This window comes from Thioalkalivibrio sulfidiphilus HL-EbGr7 (assembly GCF_000021985.1).
Taxonomy (GTDB): domain Bacteria; phylum Pseudomonadota; class Gammaproteobacteria; order Ectothiorhodospirales; family Ectothiorhodospiraceae; genus Thioalkalivibrio_A; species Thioalkalivibrio_A sulfidiphilus.
The window spans coordinates 3316599-3340971 of the sequence record NC_011901.1; the positions used below are offsets into that span (position 1 = coordinate 3316599).

The window sequence follows — 24373 nt, forward strand, 5'->3', positions numbered from 1 at the left end:
TCCTTTGAGCGTGAAAACCAAATACACCGATGAACCCATTGGCCCGGTCAAGGTTATCCCGGATGTACTACCGTCACCCGAGGAACTGGTCTTCAAAGAAGACACTGTGGAGGTAACTATCGCCCTGACCCGCGAAACCGTGGAATTCTTCAAGCGCGAGGCAAGCAAACACGATACTCAATATCAGATAATGATTCGCCGACTTCTGGATGCCTACGCAGTGGCCAATAGCAAGGCGACATAAGACGAGAAGATCGCCAATAGCCCGGCTCTAAGACGATGATTCGGTCATTCTCGCTCGACATATGACAACGGTTTTGGGCATCCATAATTCTGGATTGTGGATGCCCCAAACCGTCCACTACCAGGAAGAATGCGTGCCAACAGCAACTCTTAAAATATTTCTTGCATACGGCGACCCCAAAAGGTTGCGCACTGCCGAACTCTCAAATTGGACCGGGAAAGCTGTTTCTGGACCTCGGAGTGAATTCGATAAGGTATTGGAGCGCGAGGAGTCACAAGGGTCAGGTGTTTACTTCCTGTCTGGCACTGACCCAGAGACCAATAAGAGCGCGATTTATATTGGCGAAGCGGAATGCATCAAGGATCGCGTGAAATCTCATCTATCCAGAGACTTCTGGAATAACATCACGTTCTTTGTCACCAAGGATGAGAACCTGACCAAGGCGCACATTAAGTACCTGGAAGGTCGATTGATTGATATTGCGCGCTCTACAGAACGATCTATTGTGATGAACAGCCAAAGCAGTGGCGCAAGGCTACCAGAGTCAGACCGTGAAGATATGGAAATATTTCTTGAAAAAATGCAACAGGTGCTTCCGGTTCTTGGGGTAGAGGCATTTCTGGACAAATCCTCATCCACAGTACATGGAAAACAAACAACGGATTTCCTTAACTGCAACATCAAGGGGCTAACTGCAACCGGCTATTTGACGCCTAATGGGATTGTTGTGCTCAAAGGTTCCCAGGCTGTTCTGGAGGAGCGCGCCTCCGCCCAGAAATGGCCAAGCGTTTTAGCGCAACGTAAGAAGCTTATTGAGGACGGCGCGCTTATTGAGAAAGACGGTGCTTACGTCTTTGTTAAAGACATCGAATTCACAAGCCCGAGTTCTGCTGCCGCAACCATTCATGGCGGCAGCGCAAACGGCTTAACTGCATGGGTTAATCAGGATGGGATTCCTCTCAAGCAGTTACAAGAGAAGAGCTAAAGGGGTCAGCGCCCTTCATGTTTCCGCGCGAAATGCACTTAGAGTTGCCTTATTGGCGGCATCGTTATTGATGCTTGGTTGCGGCCTGTTTACCGATGCAGCAACTCGCCTTGCTTACGACATAGAGGCCGCCGCCAAGAGGCTGAATAACACTGGTGACAGATTTACTCTGTACCATGAGACACCTTCCAGGCGAGGCGAATGCGAAGGCCCTTACACCGTACAGTTTGACAAAGTCGGGGCCTTGATCATCTGGTGCAAGGATGCTGCCGGCGAGGTGTTATCCAGTCCAGGCACAAGCTACCATCGGCGCTTTGTTAAGACGCCCGAAACGTACTACCTCGATAAGGCGCCAGGCGAAACACTTGTCGTTGAGTTAGAGAAACGCGGAAATAATGTGATGATCGTTGGCGTTCATTAACAGATACAAAGGGGATCAGCACTCTTTTGGGTTCTCAAACAGACGCTCCTCTATCTCTACAATGCGAAGGAGCCTGGTCAGCCCGAAATCCAGACACCTCCACGACCAGCGCGATCGTCAAGATCCGATTCAGGAGAACAGTCACACCCATGACCGGTCCAAGCCCAGACAACACGCACCCCATGGAAGGCTTCCCCCAGGTGTGCTTCGTCAAGAACACCGTCAGCAACCCGAACATCATCATCGGGGACTACACCTACTACGATGACCCAGAGGACTCGGAGAATTTCGAACGCAACGTCCTCTACCACTTCCCCTTCGTCGGCGACAAGCTGATCATTGGCCGGTTCTGCGCCATCGCGCGGGGCGTGAAGTTCATCATGAACGGCGCCAATCACAAGCTCTCCGGGATCTCCACCTATCCGTTCCAGATCTTCGCCAACGGCTGGGAATCATTCGCGCCCGCCGAGGAGGAGTTTCCCTACAAGGGTGACACGGTGATCGGCAACGACGTCTGGATCGGCTACGAGGCGCTGATCATGCCCGGCGTACAGATCGGCAACGGCGCGGTGATCTCGGCCCGCTCCGTGGTGACGAAGGACGTGCCCGCCTACAGCATCGTCGGCGGCAACCCGGCAAAGGTGATCCGCCAGCGTTTCACCGACGAAGAGATCGAAACCCTGGAGGCCATCGCCTGGTGGGACTGGCCGGTGGAGAAGATCACCCGGCATCTGGCGCAGATCATGGCGGGCGATGTGGATGCGCTGCTCGACTGTGCGCAGATTCCCTGAAAACCCTGTTCTCTCGCAGAGGCGCGGAGACGCTGGGAAAGGCATCAAGTTAAAACCTTGAAATCTCGCCAAGACGCAAAGTCGCCAAGAAGACCGCTTTTTATACTACAAGCATTTCCCAGCGCCTCTGCGCCTCCGCGAGAGAATGGGTTTTTCGTTCTTCATCCAGATAAGGGCCGACATCGATGCCAGCAAACATCCTCTATCTCCCCCACGGCGGTGGACCGCTGCCACTCATGGATGATCCCGGCCATGCGCAACTGACCGCGTTCCTGCGCCACATCCCGGAACGGCTCGGCAGGCCGGACGCCATTCTGGTGATCAGCGCCCATTGGGAAACGGACATTCCGACCGTGACCTCCGGTCCCAGTCCTGCGCTCATCTACGACTACTACGGTTTCCCGGAGGAGACCTACCAGATCCAGTACCCGGCTCCGGGCGATCCCCTCCTGGCGGATCGCGTATGCGCGTCGCTTTCTGGCCACGGCATCGAATGCCGGCAGGACGATGAGCGGGGTTTCGATCACGGCCTGTTCATCCCCCTCATGCTCATGTATCGGGGGGCGTATATCCCCTGCATCCAGCTCTCCCTGGTCAAGGGTCTGGACCCCGCCGCCCACATCGCACTAGGCAGGGCGCTCTCGTCCCTGCTGCATGTAAACCTGCTGGTGGTCGGCTCGGGCTTGTCCTTCCACAACATGCGTGCACTGATGGATCCAGGCTTCGGTGACAAACACGATGAGCAGGCCTTTCACGACTGGCTCGTGGAGACCTGCACCGCGCCGGGCCTGTCGGGTGACGAACGTTCACAGCGCCTGGTCAAATGGTCACAGGCGCCGGGGGCACGGTTCTGTCATCCCCGGGAGGAACACCTGCTGCCGCTTCACGTGTGCCACGGCATGGCGGCGGACCGCCCGGCGGAGGTGGTGTTCGACGGGGAGGTCATGGGGCGACGCGCGGTGGGTTTGCTTTGGTGACCCGCCCGGCTTGAATCGCTGAAAGTATCACTTTAGTATCACAACATGCGCACCGAACTCGTCACCACCCTCAAACGCAGGGCTACCGAACTGCTCAATGAACTTGAGCAGAGCAAGGAGCCGATCCTCATCACGCAACATGGGGTGCCCAGCGCATACCTGGTGGATGTTCAAAGCTACGAGGCCTTACAGCGCAGGATGCACCTGCTGGAAGGCATCGCACGGGGCGAGATGGCGGTCGAAGATGGGCGCACCGTGACCCAGGCACAGGCAAGGAAGCGCATGGCCCGATGGCTGAAGTGATCTGGACTGAACCCGCCCTCAGTGACCTGGATGCGATCGCGGACTACATCGCCCTCGACAACCCCGAGGCGGCCAGGACTCTCGTACGCAAGGTCTTCGATCATGTCGCCTTGCTGGCTGATCACCCGAGACTGGGCACAAAGCCGCCGGAACTGAAGGGATGGCGTTACCGCCAGATCATCGAGCCTCCTTGCCGGATCTTTTATCGACAGGACGGCGATCGCATCTTCATACTCCACGTGATGCGCGCCGAGCGTCTGCTCGATCTATCCGCGCTCACAGATCCCAACAACTGACCGCCGCCGACTCCATGTCCTTCATCCGCATCTTCCCCCTGCAGGAAATCGAGCACGCCGCCGACGAGCACTTCGGAAAGAGTCAGCCTGCCCGCTGCCATGCCACGGATCGCTTCGATGCCCGGGAGTTCTATCTCAACGTCGACGAGATCGCCGCCTTCGAGGAATGCCCGCTGTACCTGATCTCCGAGCAGGAGACCGATGCACTAGTCAACGGCATTCGCATCCGGCTGCGCTCTGGCGCGCGCTTCGTGATCCCCGACGACCCGGAGGACGAGGAGGCCTCGTTCCTCGCCCTGCTCGGGCGCGCGCTGAAGGGCGAGATCGTGGAGATGGAGTTCTCCCGCTATCTCGGCAGCCTCGCCAAGCCCTAGCCCGCATATCTCATCACCGTTCGTAGCGAGGGCGTCGAGATGCCGCTGTGACGGGGCGCGCGGACCGCAAGACGGCGCTGGCGTAGCCGACACTACGTCAAGCCGGCTGGAGGGAGCACGCCCCGTCACAGCGAGCAGATCGGCGGCCGCAGTAGAAGGGTGGTGAGATATGCGGGCTAGACCCTTCGCTGAGTTCTATCGCGGTTTTACCTGTCATGCTCTCTTCGGCATCCTGAAGGGACATCGTGACCCCGGATCTGCCATGACCCTGCCCGTGCTGTTCACACTCGCCCTCACCCCGGTCATCACCGTGTTCCTGTTCCTGGTGATCCTGCGCTGGCCCGCGTCCCGGGCCATGCCCCTGGCCTACGGGGTCACGGCGCTGATCGCACTGCTTGCCTGGGGCACGGACTGGATCGTGGTGGCGGCGGCCACGGTGCACGGGGTGGTGACGGCGCTCAACATCCTGTTCATCGTGTTCGGCGCCATCCTGCTGCTCTACACCTTGCGCGAGTCCGGGGCGATCATCGCCATCCGCCGGGGCTTCATGGACATCTCCCCGGACCGGCGCGTGCAGGCCATCATCGTGGCCTGGCTGTTCGGTTCCCTGATCGAGGGGGCCTCGGGCTTCGGCACCCCGGCGGCCATCGCCGCGCCCCTGCTGGTGGCCATCGGCTTTCCCGCCATGGCGGCGGTGCTCTCGGCCCTGATCATCCAGTCCACGCCGGTCTCCTTCGGCGCCGTGGGCACGCCCATCCTGGTGGGGGTGAACACGGGGCTGTCCGGGCAGGCCATGGTGGAGAGCCACATCGACGTGCCCTTCTTCCCGGACTACCTCTACGAGATCGCCTTCAACGTGGCGCTCCTGCACACCCTCATCGGCTTCCTGATCCCGCTGATCATGATCGGCATGCTGACCCGCTTCTTCGGCGCTGCGCGCTCCTTCCGCGAGGGGCTGGCCGCCTGGCCCTTCGCCCTCTTTGCCGCCGCCGCCTTCACCCTGCCGTATCTTGCCGTGGCCGCCTGGCTGGGGCCGGAGTTTCCCTCCCTGGTGGGCGGCCTGATCGGACTCATGATCGTGGTGCCGGCGGCGAGGCGCGGCTTCCTGGTGCCGAAGCAGGTGTTCGATTTCGAGCCCCGCGCCCGCTGGCAACCGGAGTGGGTGAGCGCGCTGCAGGACCTGCCCGACCCGGTGCGCAACGGCGCACCCGTGACCCTGATCCAGGCCTGGATCCCCTACCTGCTGGTGGCGGTGCTGCTGGTGATCACCCGGGCCGTGGATCCGGTGAGCGAACTGCTGCGCTCATCCGCGCTCACCCTGTCCTGGCCCAACATCTTCGGCACCAGCGTGACCACCTCGTCGCAGCCCCTGTACCTGCCGGGCTTCGTGCTGCTGGTGGTCTCGCTGCTCACCTACGCCTTGCACCGCATGGACCGGGAGCCGGGCGCCTATGCCCGCGCCTGGCGCCAGTCGGGGCGCACGATCCTTTCGGCCAGCGCGGCGCTGCTGTTCGCCGTGCCCATGGTGCAGGTGTTCATCCAGTCCGGGCAGGCCTCGCCCTACGCCAGCATGCCCCTGGTGCTGGCGGAAGGGGTATCCCTGGCCTCGGGGGAATTCTGGCCGTTGTTCTCGCCGCTGATCGGGGCGCTCGGCGCCTTCGTGGCCGGCTCCAACACCATCAGCAACATGATGTTCGCCCTGTTCCAGTTCGCCACCGCCGAGAGCATCGGGCTGGACGCACGGGGCGCGGCGGTGGTGGTGGCCCTGCAGGCCGTCGGCGGCGCGGCGGGCAACATGATCTGCGTGCACAACGTGGTGGCGGCCTCGGCCACCGTGGGCCTGATCGGACGCGAGGGGGACCTGATCCGCAAGGCGCTGATCCCCATGGGCTACTACGTGCTGGCGGCGGGACCCCTGGGCATGGCGCTGATCAGCGGCGGACTCAATGGCTGGTACGCGGTGTGGCTGGCGGTGATGGTGCTCATGCTGATACTGATGCGCTTCAACCGGGCGCATCGCTGACCGGCACCAGGCGCAGACGGTGCCCGCCGGCCAGCCAGTCCAGGAAGTCATCGGCGGACATGGGCCTGGCCAGGTAATAACCCTGCAGCAGCCGGCAGCCCATGCCCAGCAGGGTGGCGCGCTGCTCGGCGGTCTCCACCCCCTCCGCCACGCATTCCACGAACAGGGTGGATGCGATCTGGATCAGGGAACCCACCAGGGCGCGTTCGCCGGGATCCTCCATGGCGGCGACGAAACCCCGGTCGATCTTGATGGCCTGGATGTGCAGGCGGCGCAGGTAGGCGATGGAGGCGTAGCCGGTGCCGAAGTCGTCCAGCACGAAGCGCACGCCCAGCTCCGCCAGTTCCTCGATGAGCCGGCCCACCTTGTCGAAGTCGTTGATGACCGTGCTCTCCACGATCTCGATCTTCAGCCGCGACGGGTCGCAGTCGGGATGCTCGCGCAGCATCTCCCGCAGGCGCGAGGCGAAGCCGTGTCCTTCCAGCTCATGGCCGTCCACGTTTACGCTCAGCCACAGTCCCAGGCCGCGCCGCTCCCAGTCCGCCAGCGTCGCCACCGCATGGCGCAGCACCCAGGCGCCCAGGCGGGCGCTGACGGCGGTGCCATCGATCTGGGGCAGGAACTGTCCCGGCCCCAGCAGGCCCTGCTCGGGATGCGCCCAGCGCACCAGGGCCTCGGCACCCACCGCCCGGCCGGTCTGGGCATCCACCACCGGCTGGAACACCAGCCTGAACTCGCCCTCCTCCAGACCCCTGCGTACCTCCAGCTCAATGTGCTGGCGGTCGTGGATGCGCCGGTGCAACTGGGCGTCGAAGTAGCCATAGCGCTGGCCGCCGGTCTTCTTGACCTCGTACATGGCAGCGTCGGCGTGGCTCAGCAGGGCCTCGGGCGCGGCATCGTCGAAGGGATAGACCGTGATGCCCACGCTGGCGGTGATGCGCAGCGCCAGGTTGCCGCCCATGCCGACGCCGAAATTGAGCGCCGTGACCAGGCGCCCGGCCACGTGCTCGATCTCCGCCACGCTGGCACAGTTCTCCACCAGCACCACGAACTCGTCACCGCCCAGGCGCGCCACCATGTCGGAACGGCGCACCACGTCCCGCAGGCGCCCGGCCACGTCCTGCAGCAACCGGTCGCCCACCTGGTGACCGAGACGGTCGTTGACCTGCTTGAAGCCGTCCAGGTCCATGACCATCACCGCCGTGAGACGCTCCGCCTGGCGTGACTGGTACAGGGCATGCTCCAGGCGTGCGAACAGCTTGCTGCGGTTGGGCAGACCGGTGAGGGCGTCATAGAGGGCGCGGGTCTCCAGCTCCTGCTCCAGGCGCAGGCGATGAAATGCCGTGCCGATGAGCCCGGCCAGGACCTCCACCATCGCCACGCGCCGGCGTTCCAGGGACTCGGGCGCGCGATGGCTGAACCAGGAGATGGCCAGCACACCCACCGGCATGTCGCCGGCGAACACCGGCACCACCAGATTGGACTTCAGGCCCGCGGCCACGTACTCGGGCATGGCCTGGTCACTGGCGGCGTAGTCCTGGCAGAACACCGGCCGGCCGCTGCGCAGCGCCTGGCCCGAGGTGCCCATATGCGCGGGAAAGCGGTGATTGCGGTAGCGGGCCTCGTACTGGGGCGGCAGGCCGATGAAGAAGCGGTACTGCAGGTGGCAGCTGCCGTCCAGCACGATCAGGGCGGCGCCGTCGGCACCCAGCAGGTCCGCCGCCGCCCGGGCGGCGCGCTCGAAGAACACGGAGAAGTCCAGCTGGCGCGACAGCTCGCCCAGGGTGCCGACGAGCTGGTCGAACAGGCGGTCCGGGGACTCGCCCGCACCGTCATCGGACGCGCTGGGGTGTGAATGCACCATGATGGGGCCTCTCGGCGAAGATACAGACGCCACAGAGAAGGTCAGCAAGTTATATGCCCGCATTTCCCTGACAGTTCGGGCACCAGTAGGTGCCGCGCTGATCCCGGCCCAGCCGGGCATAGCGGATGGCGGATGCGCATTTCAGGCAGTGCACATCCCGGCGACCGTAGACCCAGAGGCGGCCGTGTCCGTCCGCCTCGAAGCGGGTGGTACGCGGTCCGTAGCCGAGATTGCGGGAGAGCAGATCCCGGGCCAGGGCATAGGCCGCGACCAGGGTCTCGTCGCTCACGGCCTCGAGCGGCGTCAGGGGCGCGAGCCCGAGCAGGAACAACAGCTCGGACTTGTAGACGTTGCCGATCCCGGACGCGACGCGCTGGTCCAGCAGCACGTCCACCAGGGGCGCCTCACCGGGCAGGATCTCCCGGGCCCGGGCGGGCAGGGCCGCCAGGTCCACATCGGCGCCGAGCAGGTCGGGACCCAGTCGGGCCGTCAGCCCCCGGCGCCGCACGCCCCCGGCGGACATCACCTCCACCTCCCGGGCGTTGAAGCACACGAACACCGCGTCGTCGGCCTGAAGCACGACCCAGGCCTGGCGGGCGGGCTTGCGCCAGGGCTCGCCCGGCGCGTACTGGTGCCAGCCCCCCCACAGGCCCAGGTGGGTACGCAGCACCTGTGCGCCGCCCTCCTCGCCGGTGAAGCGGATCAGCAGGTGCTTGCCCTCGGCGGTCACGGACTCGACCCGTCCCTCGGGCAGGGGGGTGCGCGGCGGCACGCCCCGCAGGCGGGTCAGCCGAATGGCCTGCCCCTGCAATCGGGGTTGCAGGGCCTTGGCCAGCTTGTGGAGGGTATCGCCTTCGGGCATGGCATCAGTGTGCCCGGCGGCGGGAGAACTGCAAGCTCATGGGCAGGTAGACCGGATAAGGCGCGGCCGCATCCGGCATGTGAACTTCAGGCGTGGCGGGTGCGCTGCGCTTATCCGCCCTGCGTGTCGCTCAGTCGCCGGGATAGGTCTCCGGGTTCGGAGGGGCATCCGCATCTGCCTCGGCATCGCTCTCGGGCTCCGGCGCCACCAGGCGGCGGAGCTGCTCCGCCGCCACCTGCAGATGCTGCAGGAACCGGGTGAGATCCCCCTCGCCCATGCGCCCCAGCAGCCGGTTGATCAGGTCCTGCTCCCGCTCCTGCAGGTCACGGGCCAGGCTCACCAGGCCCGGGCGCTCGTCACTGCGCCGGGCGGCCTCCACCTGGGGGTCGTCGTGGGGCAGGCGCAGGCTCAGGTCGATCAGCCGCTTCATGCGCGCGGCGCCGGCCTCCTCGGCCGCCTGGGACAGCTCCGCGCCCAGCACCTGGGTGTCGTGGATCTCGCCCATGATGTCCTGCAGGGCCTTCAGTTCCCTGACCAGGTCCTGGCCGTTGTCCAGCTCCGGGGCCAGGGGCTCCAGCAGGTAGCGCAGGCGCTTGGCAGTGATGCGCGCCTGGTGGATCTCGTCCTCGTCCGCCTGGCCGTGCACCAGCTCCAGGTGGGCGCGAAATTCCTCGCCGGTCTCCAGCAGCAGGTCCGCCGCCACCTCGCCCAGAGACGGTGAGCTGTCGTCGTAGTCCAGGGCCAGGCGGGTGGCGATGCGCTCGTGCAGGCGCTCGAAGCGCCCGGGCAGGTTCTCGCGGATGTCCTGGTACTCCTCGTCCAGGCGCGCCTCCAGGCGGCGGATGATCCACATGTAGCCGGGGCGCTCGTGGGAACGGGCCTGGCCGCGCTGGTCGTTGAGCCAGGCCAGCTGCACCTCCGTGTCCCGGGCGATGCCCGTGCCCGCGGCCAGGTCCTTCACCCGGCGGCGCAGCTTCTTGGGCAGACAGTCGCGAATGTAGGGCTTGTAGGCGCGGGTCAGGCTGCGCAGGCGGCGCAGGGCGACCCGGAAGTCGTGCAGGGCCTCGGTGTCGGCCGGATCCTTGAGGCGCCGGCAGGCGGCCGCGGCGGCCTCGAGATGGCCGGCGGCCAGTTGCCGGACCGCGAGGGTCACCGGCTGGGTTGCCAGGGGGGAAGTCATGGTGCTTTCCGGGATCGGGTCATCATCGCGTGACATTACCGTCATGGCCAGGACCTGGCAACCAACAAAATGATGACAACGTGCCGCGATTTGTCACAAAAGCGTCATCATCCCATGGTATCCACTCAGGCCATGAGCACCCCGCTTCAGACCGAGGAGGCCGGCCGTCTTCTCGACGCCCTGTTGGCGCTGCGTACCCGGATCACCCGGCACGCCGCTGCCCGCCTGTCCCGTTTCGCGCGGGATTTTCCCGAGGGCCCGCCGCCCAGCGCCGTGAACCTGGCCCACTACCTGGCCCTGCGCACCGTGGACCTGCGCCCCTTGCAGAGCGGCCTGACCCGGCTCGGCCTGTCTTCCCTGGGGCGCAGCGAGTCCCACGTGATGACCGCCCTGGACCAGGTGATCCGGGTGCTGGAAGTGCTCACGGCCCGCGGCGGCGATGACGCCGATCGCCCGACGTCCGACTTCGAGTCCGGGCCGAAGTGCCTGGCCGAACATGCGCGAAGCCTGTTCGGCCCGCCGCCGACCGGTCGGGATGTGCGCATCATGGTGACCCTGCCCACAGAGGCCGCCCGTGAACCCGGCCTGGTGCAGCGGCTGGTGGCCACGGGCATGGATGTCGCACGGATCAACTGCGCACATGACGACCCCGAGGCCTGGAGCCGCATGATCCGTCATGTGCGCGAGGCGTCCGAGGCCAGCGGTCGGCCCTGTCGCATCCAGATGGACCTGGCCGGCCACAAGCTGCGCACCGGGACGCTGGCACCGGCACCGCCGGTGCTGCACCTGCGTCCGGTCCGGGACGCTCTGGGCCGGGTCCTTGCCCCGGCCACCCTGGCACTGGTGGCCGATACCAGTGCCCCGGGGAGTGACGCCGCCCTGCCCCGACTCGCCCTGCCTGCCGCGGTGCTCGCCCGGCTGCAACCCGGGGACCGCCTGCGTTTCCGGGACACCCGGGGCAAACGACGCAGCCTGCAGGTGACGCAGAACACGGCCGATGGCCTGCTGGCCCAGTGCGAGGCGACCTGCTATCTGAACCCCGACACCCGCCTGAGCGCAGAGCGCATGGCGGAGGACGGCCTCTGGCATGCGCTGGCCCGGGACATCCCGCCCGGTGGTTTCCTGCTTTGCCCGGTGGAGATCCGCCTGCATCGCGGTGATCGCCTGAGCCTGACCCGCGAGGCCATCCCCGGCGAACCGGCACGCCTGGACGCCCAGGGCCATGTGATCGCGCCGGCCCACGTGAGCTGCACCACGCCCCAGGCCCTGGAGCGTCTCACCGCGGGCCAGGCCGTGTGGATCGACGATGGCAAGCTGGGCGGCGTGGTGGAGGCGGTCGATGCCGAAGGGGTGCACCTCAGCATCACCCACTGCCGGCCCCAGGGTGTGCGCCTGCAGGCGGACAAGGGGCTCAATTTCCCCGGCGCGGACCTCGGCCTGCCACCGCTCACCGCCAGGGACCTGGAAGACCTGGACTTCGTCGCCGCCCATGCCGACCTGGTGGGCTACTCCTTCGTCGAGACCCGCGAGGACATGCAGGCGCTGATCCAGGCCCTCTCGGAGCGGGGCGCCTCCCGGCTCGGCATTGTGGCCAAGATCGAGACCCAACGCGCCCTGGCTCACCTGCCCGACATCATCCTGAGCACCATCGGCCGCCACCCCCTGGGCATCATGATCGCCCGGGGCGACCTGGCCGTGGAGATCGGCGGCGAGCGCATGGCGGAGATCCAGGAGGAACTCCTGTGGCTGTGCGAGGCGGCCCACGTGCCGGTGATCTGGGCCACCCAGGTGCTGGAGACCCTGGCCAAGAAGGGCGTGGTCACGCGCCCGGAGATGACCGATGCCGCCATGTCCGGGCGCGCCGAGTGCGTCATGCTCAACAAGGGGCCCTACATCGTGGATGCCGTGCACACCCTGGACGGCATCCTGCGCCGCATGCAGGAACACCAGCGCAAGAAGACCTCGCGGCTGCGGGCGTTGCGCCTGGCGGGGATCGATCAGGACCAGGAATGATTCCATCTACGCGAAGACGCCGGGGCAAGGCGATCTCAAAGGACTGGACAGGATTCGAACAGATTGAACGCCTTTGATCTCTCCTGTTAATCCTGTAAATCCTGTCCAATGTTTTTTCTGCGCCCCTGCGTCTCTGCGGCAAAAGCCTTTCGCCGAGAGGCCAACTGGTCAGCACGCCGGATCGGCTCCGGCAGCCGGTAGCGGGGCGCCGCCTGCAGCACCAGCTCGACGGTGGTCTCCAGCGACACCCGGTGGCCGATGGAGACGTACACCGGCTTCACGCCCGCGCGGGTGCGCAGCACCGCGCCGATCACCTCATCCCCATCCCGCAGCGCACTCCAGGCGCCCCGCGCCGAAGGCACCTCGTCGTGCGCGCCGATCAGGCGGGTCTTGCCCACACCGATGGCGGGCAGGTCCGTGAGCACGCCCAGGTGGGCGGCGATGCCGAGCCGGCGGGGATGGGCGATGCCCTGGCCGTCGCACAGCAGCAGGTCGGGAAGCGCGGATAATCGTTCCAACGCCTCCAGCACCGCCGGCAGTTCGCGAAACGAGAGCAGCCCCGGCACGTAGGGAAAGCTCGTGGGCCGGCGTGCCACCGCATCCTCCACGGGCACGAGGTCCGGCCAGGAGAGTACCGACACCACCGCCCGGGTGATCTGGCCGCTGTCCTCGAAACCCACGTCCACGCCGGCCACCCGTTTGAGCGGGCCCAGCCTGTCCTCCCGCACGACCAGCGGCGCGAGACGTGCCTGTACCGCCCGCGCCTCGGCCGGCGTCAGCTTCCAGGCATGGGCGTGGCGGAGCCTCACTCAGGCGATCCGGTAACGGCTCTGCACCAGCCCGTCCGGGTAGGACCGGGTCTCAAGGTGCTCGAGATACACATCACCCGCCAGGGGGCCGAACAGCGGAATGCCGCGGCCGAGCAGCACCGGCACCCGGGTGAGGGTCAGTTCATCGATGAGCCCTTCAGACAGAAAGCCCTGAATGGTCTTGCCGCCGTCGATGTACGCATGCCGCAGCCCCCGTGCCGCGAGCCTCTCCAGCACCTCGCCGGGCGGCGCGGCCAGGCACTCCACCGTGGCCGCGAGATCCGGCGGGATCTCAACGCCACGATGGCTCAGCACCACCACCGGCGTGTCCCCGTAGGGCCAGGCGCCGAAGCCGCGCGCCAGTTCATAGGTGTTGCGCCCCATGACCAGCACATCCACCGAATCAAAGAACGCCTGGTAACCGTAGTCCTCCTTCCCGAAGGCGGGGAGCCAGTCGATGCCGCCATCCTCGCGGGCGATGAAGCCGTCCAGGCTGGTGGCGATGAATACGCTTGCTCTCATGATATGAAGTCACCCAAGGACGCCCAACCAGACAGCTTACGCAGGTCGGGCTGAAGTCCGATCTATCTTGGCGCCTGCCTTTGTAGGAGACGACGCTCGCACAGGCCGCCTGGACTCCTGTTCCGGCGGTATAGTGTCCATCATGAGCCAGCCCGAACACCCCGACAACGAGCAGATCGATCTGTTCTCCCCGTCAGCGGAAGGGCCCGCCGATGCCTGGCCGGAACATGCGCGCTTCCCCTGCAACCGCCCCGGCCATACGGTCGGCGAGGTGGTACTGGAGGATCTGCGCACATCCCAAAACCCGCTAATCGTCAGCGGTTATGCATCGCTGGAGCGCATCCTGCGCCTGCTGGCGGATCTGAAACCCGAGCAAGGGCCCGTGCGCTTGCTGTTCGGTGTCGAACCCCACGTGACGGGCCGGGAACGCTTCACCCTGCAATACACCGACTTTCCCGGTGAGGTCCGGGACTACTGGCTGTCACGGGGTGTCTCGGTGGAAGCCAGCGCATCGCTGATCCACGCCATCGGACTCATCGAGGCAGGCCGGGTCGAGGCCCGATACCTGGGCGGCAGCCGCAAGCGGCTGCACGCCAAGATCTACTGCGGCGATGCGGGTGTTACGCTCGGCTCCAGCAACTTCACGGACTCGGGTCTGCGCCATCAGCTGGAGGCCAACGTGCGTTACACGGCGGCGGAACCCCGTCGCTTTTACGAGGCCCGTCGCATCGCAGAGAATTTCTGGGACGAGGGCCTGCCATACGGAGATGAACTGCTCGCCCTACTGCACCGCCTGCTGGCGGTGGTCGGCTGGCAGGAGGCGCTCGCCCGGGCCTGCGCGGAACTGCTAGACGGCGAGTGGGCACGCAACTACCTGGGCTCCCTACGACTTGAGGACGCGGGTCTCTGGCCCTCCCAGATCCAGGGCATCGCCGAGGCCCTGTGGCTCATGGAGAACGTGGGCAGCGTGCTGGTTGCCGACGCCACGGGTTCCGGTAAGACCCGCATGGGCGCGCACCTGATCCGCGCCGCCATGGACCGCATCTGGGGCAGCGGGCGCATGCGCAAGGGACGCCCGCTGATGGTCTGCCCGCCGGCGGTGCGGCATGCCTGGGAACGGGAGGCGCGGCTCTGTGATCTTCCCCTGGAGACACTCTCCCACGGCGTGTTGTCCCGGGCCGCAGGCAACGCCGGTGAACAGGTGGAGGACGCCCTGCGGCGCGCACAGGTACTGGCGGTGGATGAGGCCCACAACTTTCTCAACCTGGGGTCGCGGCGCACCCGCATGGTGCTCTCCAACATGGCGGACCACACACTGCTTTTCACCGCCACCCCCATCAACCGCAGCGTGATCGACCTGCTGCGTATCGCCGACACTCTGGGCGCCGACAATCTGGCCCCGGAGACGCTCACCATGTTCGAGGGCTTGCTGCGCAGCCGTCGCCTGGACCGCAGCCTGACGCCCGGTGAACTCTCGGCCCTGCGCCAGGAACTGGAGCGTTTCACGGTTCGGCGCACGAAGCGGGAACTCAACGCCCTGGTGGACCGGGATCCCGAGGCCTACCGGGACGCTCGCGGCAAACCCTGCCGCTACCCCCGGCACCATTCACACATCTACCCCTTGAACGAGCCTGCCGCCGACCAGGCCCTGGCCGGTGAGATACGCGCCCTGGCGGGAAAACTTCGGGGCCTGCTCTATCTGCGCGGCGCCATCGAGATGCCGGCGGTACTCAAGCGGGAACACTGGGATACGGCCCGTTATCTGGACAGCCGCCTGAAATCCGCCCACATGCTCCCCGCCTACGTGGTGAGTGCGGCGCTGCGTTCCTCCCGCGCTGCCCTGGCGGAACATCTCAAGGGCACAGCCTTTGCCCTGGAATACTTCGGGCTCACAGGGCAGTTCAACAAACCGCCTACCGGAGACGTACTGGGCAAGCTCCGGGAGATCCGCGGGCAGATCCCCGAAAACCGTCTGGGCATCCCCCTGCCGGACTGGCTCTGCGACCCTGAAGCCCATGCCCAGGCCTGCGACGAGGAAGCCGCACTCTACGAGGCCATGTGGTCGGCACTCACCCGTCTCACCGATGGACGCGAACGGGCCAAGGCGGCGTTGCTGACCCGGCTGTTATCCGACCACCACCTGGTGCTCGCCTTCGACAGCCGCCCCATCACCCTGGCGGTCATCCGCAGCCTGCTGACTCAGGAGAGCGACGCCCGCGTGCTGCTGGCCACCGGCGACAGCGGCTCCGACCGGAGCGAGATCGCCGAGGTGCTGCGCCCCGGCTCCGCCCATCAGCGGGTGGTAGCCCTGTGCTCCGACAGCCTTTCCGAAGGCGTGAACCTGCAACAGGCCAGCACCATCGTGCACCTGGACATGCCCAGCGTGGTGCGCATCGCCGAGCAACGGGTAGGTCGCGTGGATCGCATGGACAGCCCTCACGAGGCCATCGACGCCTGGTGGCCCGACGATGCCTCCAGCTTCGCCCTGAGTTCCGACGAGCGCTTCATCGAGCGATTCGAAACGGTGGAGAACCTGCTGGGCTCCAACCTGCCCCTGCCCGAGGAGATGCTGGGCAAGGGCCACGGCGCGGTGCGTACCGAGGAATTGATCCGGGAGTTCGAGGAACAGGTCGACGCGGATCCCTGGGACGGCATTCGCGACGCCTTCCAGCCGGTGCGCGACCTGTTGGAAGGCCCCAAGGCCCTGGTCTCCGAGACCGTGCGCGACGAATTCCGTGGGCGGAAGGCCACGGCACAGACCCGCATCGCAGCCGTGCACGCGGCGGAGCCCTTTGCCTTTTTCTGCCTCGCCGGCGACGGAGACCGTGCGCCCAAGTGGATCCTGCTACGTCGGCGCGCAGGCCGGACCAAACCCGCACTGGACACGGATCTGCACCGGGTCGCCGGCCACCTGCGACGCCTGCTGGGACCCGCAACCGAGACCCTGCCCCTGGACGATGCCGTGCAGACCCAGCTGAGCGATTTCTTCCAGGACCTGCAACACGCCGAACGGGAGACCCTGCCGAGGCGCAAGCGTTGTGCACTGGACGAGATGCAAAGAGTGCTGGAGGCACATGCCCGGCAAAGCCATGACCCGCGGATGCGCCGGGTGGTGAACGCCCTGCTGGTGACCCTGCGCGCCCCGGACCCCGAGCAGATGCCCGATTGGGACGCCCTGGCGGAGCGCTGGCTGGACCTGATCCGGCCTGTGTGGTACCGGCGACTGGCCGAGCGCAAACGGGCCCGGCCCCTGCTGCTCAAGGATATCCGCCAGGACCTGCAAGCCGAGGATGCCCTGGATGCAGCCACCCTGGAGGCCGCGTTCAAAGACCTCCCCCTGGCAGGTCGGCTCGAAGCACGTCTGGCCGCCTGCGTCATCGGCGTCACTCAAGACGCTAAACCCGGCTGATCCCGTAGGTCGGCCTTCAGGCCGACAAGCGGAGTCTGATTGGCTGCGGCTGTCGGCCTTCAGGCCGACCTACGGGATCGTTATCCTGGAAGGAGACAATCCAAGCGTGGGAACACCATGACCTTGTGTCATGGTTCTTTTCCCGGTTACACCCCCAACACGGCCATGATCCACCCGGGCCTGACCAACAGGAGGATTCCCAGGCCGATCTGCGCCATCAACAAAAACAACGCCGGCCCCACCGGCAACTGCCCTGACACCTCGCAGCTGGAGGCACTGCCGGCATAGCGCCTCAAGCGCTGGATCACGGCAAACAGGATCAGCAGCCCACCCGCCGTGCGCACCCCCGGCTCAAGCCCCGCGAGGCCCGTGACCAGCACCACGGTGATGATGGCGGCCAGGCGCAGCAGCGGCCACGGCACGCGTGTCATCCAGGATTGCGCCATCACCAGCACCCCGGGTCAGGCCTGCACGCACCGGCGTGGGTCACTGGCATTGCCCACATTCGGCCCGGGGTCGGGCCTCCTACTGCAAACATCGCATTCTCCTCGCCACTTGAGACTTGCCACTAGCCACTTCTAACCTACCCTCCCATACTCCTCCGCGCCGCTCAACCAGCGGGCGATGAGCGGCTCCACGTTCTCCGGACAGGCCTGCATCAACCGGCCGGCAGCGTCTTTCACCGCATCCAGCAGGTCCTGGTCGCGCAGCAGATCGGCAATGCGAAACTGCATGTCGCCGGTCTGGCGGGTGCCGAGCACCTCGCCGGGGCCGCGCAGTTCCAGGTCGATGCGTGCGATCTCGAAACCGTCGGTGGTGGCACGCAGGGCATCCAGTCGCTTGCGGGCGGTGTCGGAGAGCGGCGGACGGTAGAGCAACACGCAGGAGCTCTCCGCCGTGCCCCGCCCTACCCGGCCGCGCAGCTGGTGCAGCTGGGCCAGGCCCAGGCGCTCGGCATTCTCGATGATCATCAGCGAGGCGTTGGGCACGTCCACGCCCACCTCGATCACCGTGGTGGCCACCAGCAGCTGGATCTCGCCGGCCTTGAAACGGGCCATCACCGACTCCTTGTCCCTGGGTTTCATGCGCCCGTGCACCAGACCCACGTTCACATGGGGCAGGGCCTCGGTCAGTTGCGCGAAGGTGTCCTCCGCCGCCTGGGCCTGCAGGGCCTCGGACTCCTCGATCAGCGTGCACACCCAGTAGGCCTGGCGGCCCTCGGCCACCGCGCCGCTGATGCGCTCGACCACTTCGTGGCGGCGCTTGTCGCTCACCGCCACGGTCCTGATGGGCGTGCGTCCCGGCGGCAACTCGTCGATCACCGAGTAGTCCAGGTCCGCGTAGGCGGTCATGGCGAGGGTGCGGGGGATGGGCGTGGCGGTCATGATCAGCTGGTGAGGCAGACGGCCGTCCCGGTTGCCCTTTTCCCTGAGCGCCATGCGCTGGTGCACGCCGAAGCGGTGCTGTTCGTCGATCACCACCAGGGCCAGGTCGTCGAACGCCACGTCCTCCTGGAACAGGGCATGGGTGCCCACGGCCACCCGGGCACGCCCCTCGGCCACTTCGGCAAGCGCCTCGCGGCGCGCCCTGACGGTGAGCTTGCCGGACAGCCACGCCACGTTCACGCCCAGAGGCGCCAGCAGGTCGCCGAAGTTGTGAAAGTGCTGCTCCGCCAGGATCTCCGTGGGCGCCATCACCGCCGCCTGGTAGCCTGCCTCCACCGCGTGCAGGCAGGCGGCCACGGCCACCAGGGTCTTGCCGGCGCCCACGTCGCCCTGCACCAGGCGCAGCATGGGATGGGGACGCGCCATGTCGGTGCTCAGTTCCGCGATCACCCGCTGCTGGGCGCCGGTGAGGGCGAAAGGCAGCCGTGCCTGCAGTTGCGCGAACAGTTCGCCTTTGACCTTGATAGGGGATGCCGGCTCGTCCGTGGTGCGCGCGCGCAGTCGCGCCAGGCTCAGGTGATGGGCCACCAGTTCCTCGAAGGCAAGACGGCGCTGGGCGGGATGCCGTCCGTCGAGGAGCGCGGCGACCGGTACATCCGGCGGCGGACGATGCACCGTGCGAAGCGCGGTCTCCAGATCCGGCAGACCTGCCCCGTTCAGCACCCCCGGCGGCAGCCAGTCCGGTAGCCTGTCCAGACGCGCCAGGGCCTCGTCGGTGAGGCGGCGCAGACTCAGCTGATGCAGGCCCTCGGTGGTGGGATAGATGGGGGTGAGGGTGTCGTCCACGCTGGCGGATTCATCCAGCACCGCCCGGTACTCCGGGTGAACGATCTCGAGACCCGCCTGCCCGCGCCGGGCCTCGCCGAAACAGCGCAGGCGCAGGCCACGCACCAGCCCCTGCTGCTGCGCGGCGGAAAAATGAAAGAAGCGCAGGGTGATGGACCCGGTGCCGTCACTCAGGCGCACCAGCAGCATGCGCCGGCCGCGGAACACCACCTCCGCGTGATCCACGACCCCTTCCACCACGCCCTCGTCACCCGGGCGCAGGCTGCCCATGGGCATGACCCGGGTGCGGTCCTGGTAACGCAGGGGCAGGTGAAACAGCAGGTCCGTTACCGTGCGGATGCCGATCTTGGCGAGCTTTTCGGCCAGCTTCGGGCCGACGCCCTTGAGGACGGTGACGGGTTCGGTCATTGGTTCGGTGTCCTTACCGGGAAAACCAATGGACAGGATGAACAGGATAAGGGCAAAAGAAATTTTGACAGGATTGACATGATTTACAGGATTTTTTCTTGAAGGCCTTTAATCCGGTCAATCATGTCAATCCTGTCCAGTCCTATATGCTGATCGTTCAATCCTGAAAAATCCTGTTCATCCTGTCCCTGCCTTTAAAGTTCGAGGACGGCGTCCATCTCCACCTGCGCGCCCTTGGGCAGGCTGGCAACACCGATGGCGGCGCGGGCCGGGTAGGGTTCGCTGAAGTACTCGGACATCACCTGGTTGACCAGGGCGAAGTGGGCGAGGTCGGTGAGGAAGATGTTGAGCTTAGCCACATCCGCGAGACTGCCGCCGGCCGCCTCGGCCACCGCCTGGAGGTTGTCGAACACCCGGCGGATCTGCGCCTCCATGGGGCCGTCCACCAGGTCCATGGTGGCGGGATCCAACGGGATCTGCCCGGACAGGTAGACGGTGCTGCCCACCTTCACGGCCTGGGAGTAGGTGCCGATGGCCTGGGGGGCCTTGTCGGTGCGGATGATCTCGCGGGGCATGCTGGGCTCCTTTGTTTTGCTCTAGAGGCGAATGGACAGGATGAACAGGATTAGAGCGAAAGAACTTTTGACAGGATTGACATGATTTACAGGATTTTTTCTTGAAGGTCTTTAATCCGGTTAATCATGTCAATCCTGTCCATTCCTTTATCTGTTTGTTAGGTCACGAACAAACCTGTTCATCCTGTCCATTGAGAATCAACCACGCGCGCGCTGGATCTTCATCACCTGGGGCAGGCGCCGGATGCGGCGCATCATGCCGGCCAGGTGACGGCGACCCTGGGTGGAGAGGGTGAAGGTGATGGTGGTGGAGGAGCCATCGCGCTCGTCGAAGGAGACGTTCTCGATGTTCGAGCCCATGTCGGCGATCACCGCGGCGAGGCTCGCCAGCACGCCGCGCTGGTTGGCGGTCTGCACGCGGATGGCGGCGGGATATTCCAGCCCCGGCTCCGGGGACCATTCCACGGGGATCCACTTGTCCGGTTTGTCCCGGTACTCGGCCACGTTACGGCATCCCTCCCGGTGCACCACCAGGCCGCGGCCGGCGCTCATCACGCCGACGATGGGATCGCCGGGGATCGGATAGCAGCAGCGGGCAAACGACAACACCATGCCCTCGGTGCCCTTGACCGCCAGGGGACGGTCCGGGGCGGCCTGCTCCGCCGGCTCCTCCTCGGCACCGCCCAGGCGCCGCGCCACCAGGGCGGCCATGCGGTTGCCCAGGCCGATGTCTGCCAGCAGGGCATTGAGGTCCTTGAGCTGCAGGTCTGCCAGCAGGGTCTCCACTCGCTCGGGCGCCACCTGGTCAAGGGACAGGCTGTAACCGGCAAGCGCCTTGTCCAGCAGGCGACGGCCCAGGTTGGCGGCCTCGTCTTCCTGCAGGTTCTTGAGATAATGGCGAATACTGGTGCGTGCCTTGCCGGTGACCACGAAGGACAGCCAGGCAGGGTTGGGCCGGGCGCCGGGGGCGGTGATGATCTCCACGGTCTGACCGCTGAACAGCTGGGTGGACAGGGGCGCCAGGCGCCGGTCGATCTTCACCGCCACGCAGGTGTTACCCACGTCGGAGTGCACCGCGTAGGCGAAGTCCACGGCGGTCGCCCCCTTGGGCAGCTCCATGATCTCGCCCTTGGGGGTGAAGATGTAGACCTCTTCGGGGAAGAGATCCACCTTGACGTTTTCCAGGAACTCGATGGAGTTGCCGGCGCTCTGCTGGATCTCCAGCACCCCCTTGAGCCACTCCCGGGCGCGGGCCTGGGCGCTGGCGGAATGCCGGTCGCCTGCCTTGTACAGCCAGTGGGCCGCGATGCCGCTCTCGGCCACCTGGTCCATCTCCTCGGTGCGAATCTGGATCTCGATGGGGATGCCGTGGGGACCGAACAGCACCGTGTGCAGGGACTGGTAGCCGTTGGCCTTGGGGATGGCGATGTAGTCCTTGAAGCGCCCGGGCACCGGTTTGTAGAGGTTGTGCACCACGCCCAGGGCCCGGTAGCAGGTATCCACGTCGGCCACCGCGATGCGCACCGCGAACACGTCGAACACCTCGTTGAACGGCAGGCGCTTCTGCTTCATCTTGCGGTAGATGCTGTAGAGGTTCTTCTCCCGACCGATGATGCGCGCCTCGATGTGCGCGTCCTCCATGCGATTGCAGATGGCCGCCTCGATCTTCTGCATCACCTCCTTGCGATTGCCCCGGGCCCGGCTGACCGCGTCCTGCAGCACCTTGTACCGGTTCGGGTACATGGCCTCGAAGCCCAGCTGTTCCAGTTCACGGCGGATGGCGTTCATGCCCAGGCGCTGGGCGATGGGGGCGTAGATCTCCAGGGTCTCGCGGGCGATGCGCCGGCGCTTGTCCGGGCGCATGACGCCCAGGGTGCGCATGTTGTGCAGGCGGTCGGCCAGCTTCACCAGGATCACGCGCAGATCCTTGGTGATGGCCAGCATCATCTTGCGGAAGTTCTCCGCCTGGGCCTCGGCCTTGGAGCGGAACTTCAGGTGGGTGAGCTTGGAGACCCCATCCACCAGCTCGGCCACGTCCTCGCCGAACTCGGTGACGATGCGCTCCTTGCTGATGTGGGTGTCCTCCATGACGTCATGGAGGATGGCGGCGATGATGGACTTGTGGTCCATCCGCATCTCGGCCATGGTCTTGGCCACGGCCAGCGGATGGTAGATGTAGGGCTCGCCGGAGAGGCGGGTCTGGCCCTCGTGGGCCTCGGCGCCGAACAGGTAGGCCTTGTAGACCTCACTGACCTGCTGCGGCTCCAGGTAGCTGTCCAGGTACGCGCACAGGTCACTGGCCAGGAATCGCGTGTTGTCCTTGGATGCGATCCCTGTGGTGGGGACGGTTGTAACGGTTTCCACCATGGGTGACGGTGCGCGGCATGGATCAGAGCTCCGCGCGCACCTCGTCCTCGCTGATCCGGGAGGACACCGCGGCGTGCTCCTCGGCCACCACCTCGTCCAGCACCTCGCGGCCCACGTGGCCGTCGGCGATCTCGCGCAGGGCGATCACGGTGGGCTTGTCGTTCTCTTCAGCCACCCGGGGCTGGTGGCCCATGGACAACTGGCGGGCGCGCTTGGCGGCCACCAGCACCAGCTGGAAGCGGTTGTCCATGTTGGTCAGGCAGTCTTCTACGGTAATGCGTGCCATGGAATTGCTTACTCCACAAAGAATTCGGTCGAACTGGTCATTCTAGGGCCTGGAAGGCCCGGACGCCAGCAGGTCTTCCAGCAGACGGCGATTGCGATCCAGCTGGTGGCGCAATCGCAGGCGGTTGGCGGTGAAGATCGCCTGCAGGTCGGTGAAGGCCTGCTCAAAGTCGTCGTTCACCACCAGGAATTCATATTCCACGTGGTGCTCAATCTCTTTGACCGCCTCCCGCAGGCGCCGTTCGATCACGGCGTCACTGTCCTGACCACGCCCGCGCAGGCGCTCCTCCAGGGCCTGGCGCGAAGGCGGCACGATGAAGATGGACTGGCAGCCGGGCATGAGCTTGCGCACCTGCTGGGCCCCCTGCCAGTCGATCTCCAGGATCACGTCCAGCCCGCGGGCCAGTTCCCGCTCCACCGCCTCCCGGGAGGTGCCGTAGTAGTGGTCGAACACCCGGGCATGCTCCAGGAAGGCGCCGTCCTCGATCATGGACAGGAAACGCTCGGCATCGGTGAAGTGGTAATGCCGGCCGTCCTCCTCGCCGGGCCGGGGCGCCCGGGTGGTGTGGGAGACCGATACCACCAGGTCCTCACGGGCCTCCAGCAGTCTGGAGACGAGGCTGGTCTTGCCGGCGCCGGAGGGGGCGGAAACGATGAACAGGGTGCCTCGGGACACGGAACGGACTCCAGGGTCGGGGATTCGGCTGCGGACAGCATAACCGCAATCGGCCCGCCCGGGTAATCGCCCATAACTGGCCCGGCACTGACCCGGAGCGGGCTGGAGCCGTCCGCAGCTTACCGGCCCCGGGCGGGGCCCGGCGGGGTCTTCTCAGGCAGGCATCTTGGAGGAATGGTGGTGCACGATCAGCCACTTGCCGTTGCGGTTCTCGTAAACGAAGGTGTAGCGGGCGGGGACTTCCATCACCTGCTCGCCGTCCACCACGCGGAAGGTGTAGATGCCCGCGTCGGTGATCTTGTTGCAGCCGAACTTCACGTTGCGCTGGTTGATGGTGCCCTGGGGCTTCTTCGCCAGGAAGTGCACGAAGTAGTCGCGGATCTCGGCGTGGTTGGTGCGCGGTACGTTGGAGACCGTGGGCAGCAGCACCGCGTCCTCGGCGTAGCAGGCGGTGACCTTGTCCGGGTCGCCGGTCTTGAGGGCATCGTTCCAGCGCTCGAACAGTTCCTCGGCCAGGCGCATGGTGGCCGGGGCGCACACCACGCAGGTCTCACCCGGCGGGGTGTCGATGCCGGCGCCCAGGTCACCGCGGGGGGCGCCGGTGACCGCGTGGGCATGGCCCCGGAATGAGGCACTCAGGCTCAGCCGACCCTCGCCACTGGCGGTGGGGTCGATGAAACGGGTCCCGCTGATCCGGGGACGGGATGGGGTCGAGGCCTTGTTCACCGCGCTACGCTCCACTGAAAGGTTCGTTCATT

The 24373-nt window shown here is 65.8% G+C and carries 22 protein-coding genes; 10 read left to right on the top strand and 12 right to left on the bottom strand.

Annotation, left to right across the window (positions count from 1 at the left end):
• Positions 1-10 precede the first annotated feature (10 nt).
• From TGR7_RS15885 to TGR7_RS15920, 8 genes are all read left to right on the top strand, one after another.
• Positions 11-244: a hypothetical protein gene (locus TGR7_RS15885; RefSeq protein ID WP_012639698.1), complete on the top strand. Its 234-nt coding sequence runs from the start codon at positions 11-13 to the stop codon at positions 242-244.
• Positions 245-344: 100 nt separating this feature from the next.
• Positions 345-1229: a GIY-YIG nuclease family protein gene (locus TGR7_RS15890; protein WP_012639699.1), complete on the top strand. Its 885-nt coding sequence runs from the start codon at positions 345-347 to the stop codon at positions 1227-1229.
• Between the two features lie 570 nt (positions 1230-1799).
• Positions 1800-2441 carry a Vat family streptogramin A O-acetyltransferase gene (locus TGR7_RS15895; RefSeq protein WP_012639700.1) on the top strand — a complete coding sequence of 214 codons (642 nt, stop codon included), beginning with the start codon at positions 1800-1802 and terminating at the stop codon, positions 2439-2441.
• 185 nt (positions 2442-2626) lie between these two features.
• Positions 2627-3418, top strand: a complete 792-nt coding sequence (locus tag TGR7_RS15900) for a DODA-type extradiol aromatic ring-opening family dioxygenase (RefSeq protein ID WP_012639701.1) — start codon at positions 2627-2629, stop codon at positions 3416-3418.
• Between the two features lie 45 nt (positions 3419-3463).
• Positions 3464-3721: a type II toxin-antitoxin system Phd/YefM family antitoxin gene (locus TGR7_RS15905; protein WP_012639702.1), complete on the top strand. Its 258-nt coding sequence runs from the start codon at positions 3464-3466 to the stop codon at positions 3719-3721.
• Entirely contained in the window at positions 3709-4017 is a 309-nt protein-coding gene (locus TGR7_RS15910; protein WP_012639703.1) for a type II toxin-antitoxin system RelE/ParE family toxin, read from the top strand. The genes TGR7_RS15905 and TGR7_RS15910 overlap by 13 nt, the downstream gene beginning before the upstream one ends.
• Positions 4018-4031: 14 nt before the next feature.
• Positions 4032-4391, top strand: a complete 360-nt coding sequence (locus tag TGR7_RS15915; RefSeq protein WP_012639704.1) for a hypothetical protein — start codon at positions 4032-4034, stop codon at positions 4389-4391.
• A 262-nt stretch (positions 4392-4653) separates the two neighbouring features.
• On the top strand, positions 4654-6414 hold the full coding sequence (locus TGR7_RS15920; RefSeq protein ID WP_012639705.1) for an L-lactate permease: 1761 nt from the start codon (positions 4654-4656) through the stop codon (positions 6412-6414).
• Here the strand turns inward: TGR7_RS15920 and TGR7_RS15925 are convergent.
• From TGR7_RS15925 to TGR7_RS15935, 3 genes are all read right to left on the bottom strand, one after another.
• Positions 6395-8278 carry a bifunctional diguanylate cyclase/phosphodiesterase gene (locus tag TGR7_RS15925; RefSeq protein WP_012639706.1) on the bottom strand — a complete coding sequence of 628 codons (1884 nt, stop codon included), beginning with the start codon at positions 8276-8278 and terminating at the stop codon, positions 6395-6397. The genes TGR7_RS15920 and TGR7_RS15925 overlap by 20 nt on opposite strands.
• A 49-nt stretch (positions 8279-8327) precedes the next feature.
• Positions 8328-9140, bottom strand: coding sequence for a DNA-formamidopyrimidine glycosylase family protein (locus TGR7_RS15930; protein WP_012639707.1), 813 nt, complete (start codon positions 9138-9140; stop codon positions 8328-8330).
• A gap of 130 nt (positions 9141-9270) precedes the next feature.
• Positions 9271-10320 (bottom strand): CHAD domain-containing protein, encoded by a 1050-nt coding sequence (locus TGR7_RS15935; protein WP_041443215.1) that lies wholly within the window; start codon positions 10318-10320, stop codon positions 9271-9273.
• A gap of 132 nt (positions 10321-10452) precedes the next feature.
• Here TGR7_RS15935 and TGR7_RS17325 point away from each other — a divergent pair, with 132 nt between their 5' ends.
• Positions 10453-12333: a pyruvate kinase gene (locus TGR7_RS17325; RefSeq protein ID WP_148211520.1), complete on the top strand. Its 1881-nt coding sequence runs from the start codon at positions 10453-10455 to the stop codon at positions 12331-12333.
• Positions 12334-12419: 86 nt separating this feature from the next.
• On the opposite strand, the gene nfi is transcribed toward TGR7_RS17325, so the two are convergent.
• Positions 12420-13142: a deoxyribonuclease V gene (gene nfi / locus TGR7_RS15945; protein ID WP_012639710.1), complete on the bottom strand. Its 723-nt coding sequence runs from the start codon at positions 13140-13142 to the stop codon at positions 12420-12422.
• A complete protein-coding gene (locus tag TGR7_RS15950; RefSeq protein WP_012639711.1) occupies positions 13143-13664 on the bottom strand; it encodes a dihydrofolate reductase family protein in 522 nt (173 codons plus the stop codon).
• A 142-nt stretch (positions 13665-13806) separates the two neighbouring features.
• Here TGR7_RS15950 and TGR7_RS15955 point away from each other — a divergent pair, with 142 nt between their 5' ends.
• A complete protein-coding gene (locus tag TGR7_RS15955; RefSeq protein ID WP_012639712.1) occupies positions 13807-17073 on the top strand; it encodes an SNF2-related protein in 3267 nt (1088 codons plus the stop codon).
• A 146-nt stretch (positions 17074-17219) separates the two neighbouring features.
• Here the strand turns inward: TGR7_RS15955 and TGR7_RS15960 are convergent, their stop codons facing one another.
• From TGR7_RS15960 to TGR7_RS15990, 7 genes are all read right to left on the bottom strand, one after another.
• Positions 17220-17504 (bottom strand): hypothetical protein, encoded by a 285-nt coding sequence (locus tag TGR7_RS15960; RefSeq protein WP_012639713.1) that lies wholly within the window; start codon positions 17502-17504, stop codon positions 17220-17222.
• A gap of 147 nt (positions 17505-17651) precedes the next feature.
• Positions 17652-19712 carry an ATP-dependent DNA helicase RecG gene (gene recG / locus TGR7_RS15965; protein ID WP_012639714.1) on the bottom strand — a complete coding sequence of 687 codons (2061 nt, stop codon included), beginning with the start codon at positions 19710-19712 and terminating at the stop codon, positions 17652-17654.
• Positions 19713-19906: 194 nt separating this feature from the next.
• Entirely contained in the window at positions 19907-20287 is a 381-nt protein-coding gene (locus TGR7_RS15970) for a RidA family protein (protein ID WP_012639715.1), read from the bottom strand.
• 198 nt (positions 20288-20485) lie between these two features.
• Positions 20486-22654, bottom strand: coding sequence for a bifunctional GTP diphosphokinase/guanosine-3',5'-bis pyrophosphate 3'-pyrophosphohydrolase (gene spoT, locus TGR7_RS15975; RefSeq protein ID WP_012639716.1), 2169 nt, complete (start codon positions 22652-22654; stop codon positions 20486-20488).
• A gap of 22 nt (positions 22655-22676) precedes the next feature.
• Entirely contained in the window at positions 22677-22940 is a 264-nt protein-coding gene (gene rpoZ / locus TGR7_RS15980) for a DNA-directed RNA polymerase subunit omega (RefSeq protein ID WP_012639717.1), read from the bottom strand.
• A gap of 42 nt (positions 22941-22982) precedes the next feature.
• Entirely contained in the window at positions 22983-23615 is a 633-nt protein-coding gene (gene gmk, locus TGR7_RS15985; RefSeq protein ID WP_012639718.1) for a guanylate kinase, read from the bottom strand.
• A gap of 153 nt (positions 23616-23768) precedes the next feature.
• Positions 23769-24341, bottom strand: coding sequence for an SgcJ/EcaC family oxidoreductase (locus TGR7_RS15990; RefSeq protein ID WP_012639719.1), 573 nt, complete (start codon positions 24339-24341; stop codon positions 23769-23771).
• Positions 24342-24373 lie beyond the last annotated feature (32 nt).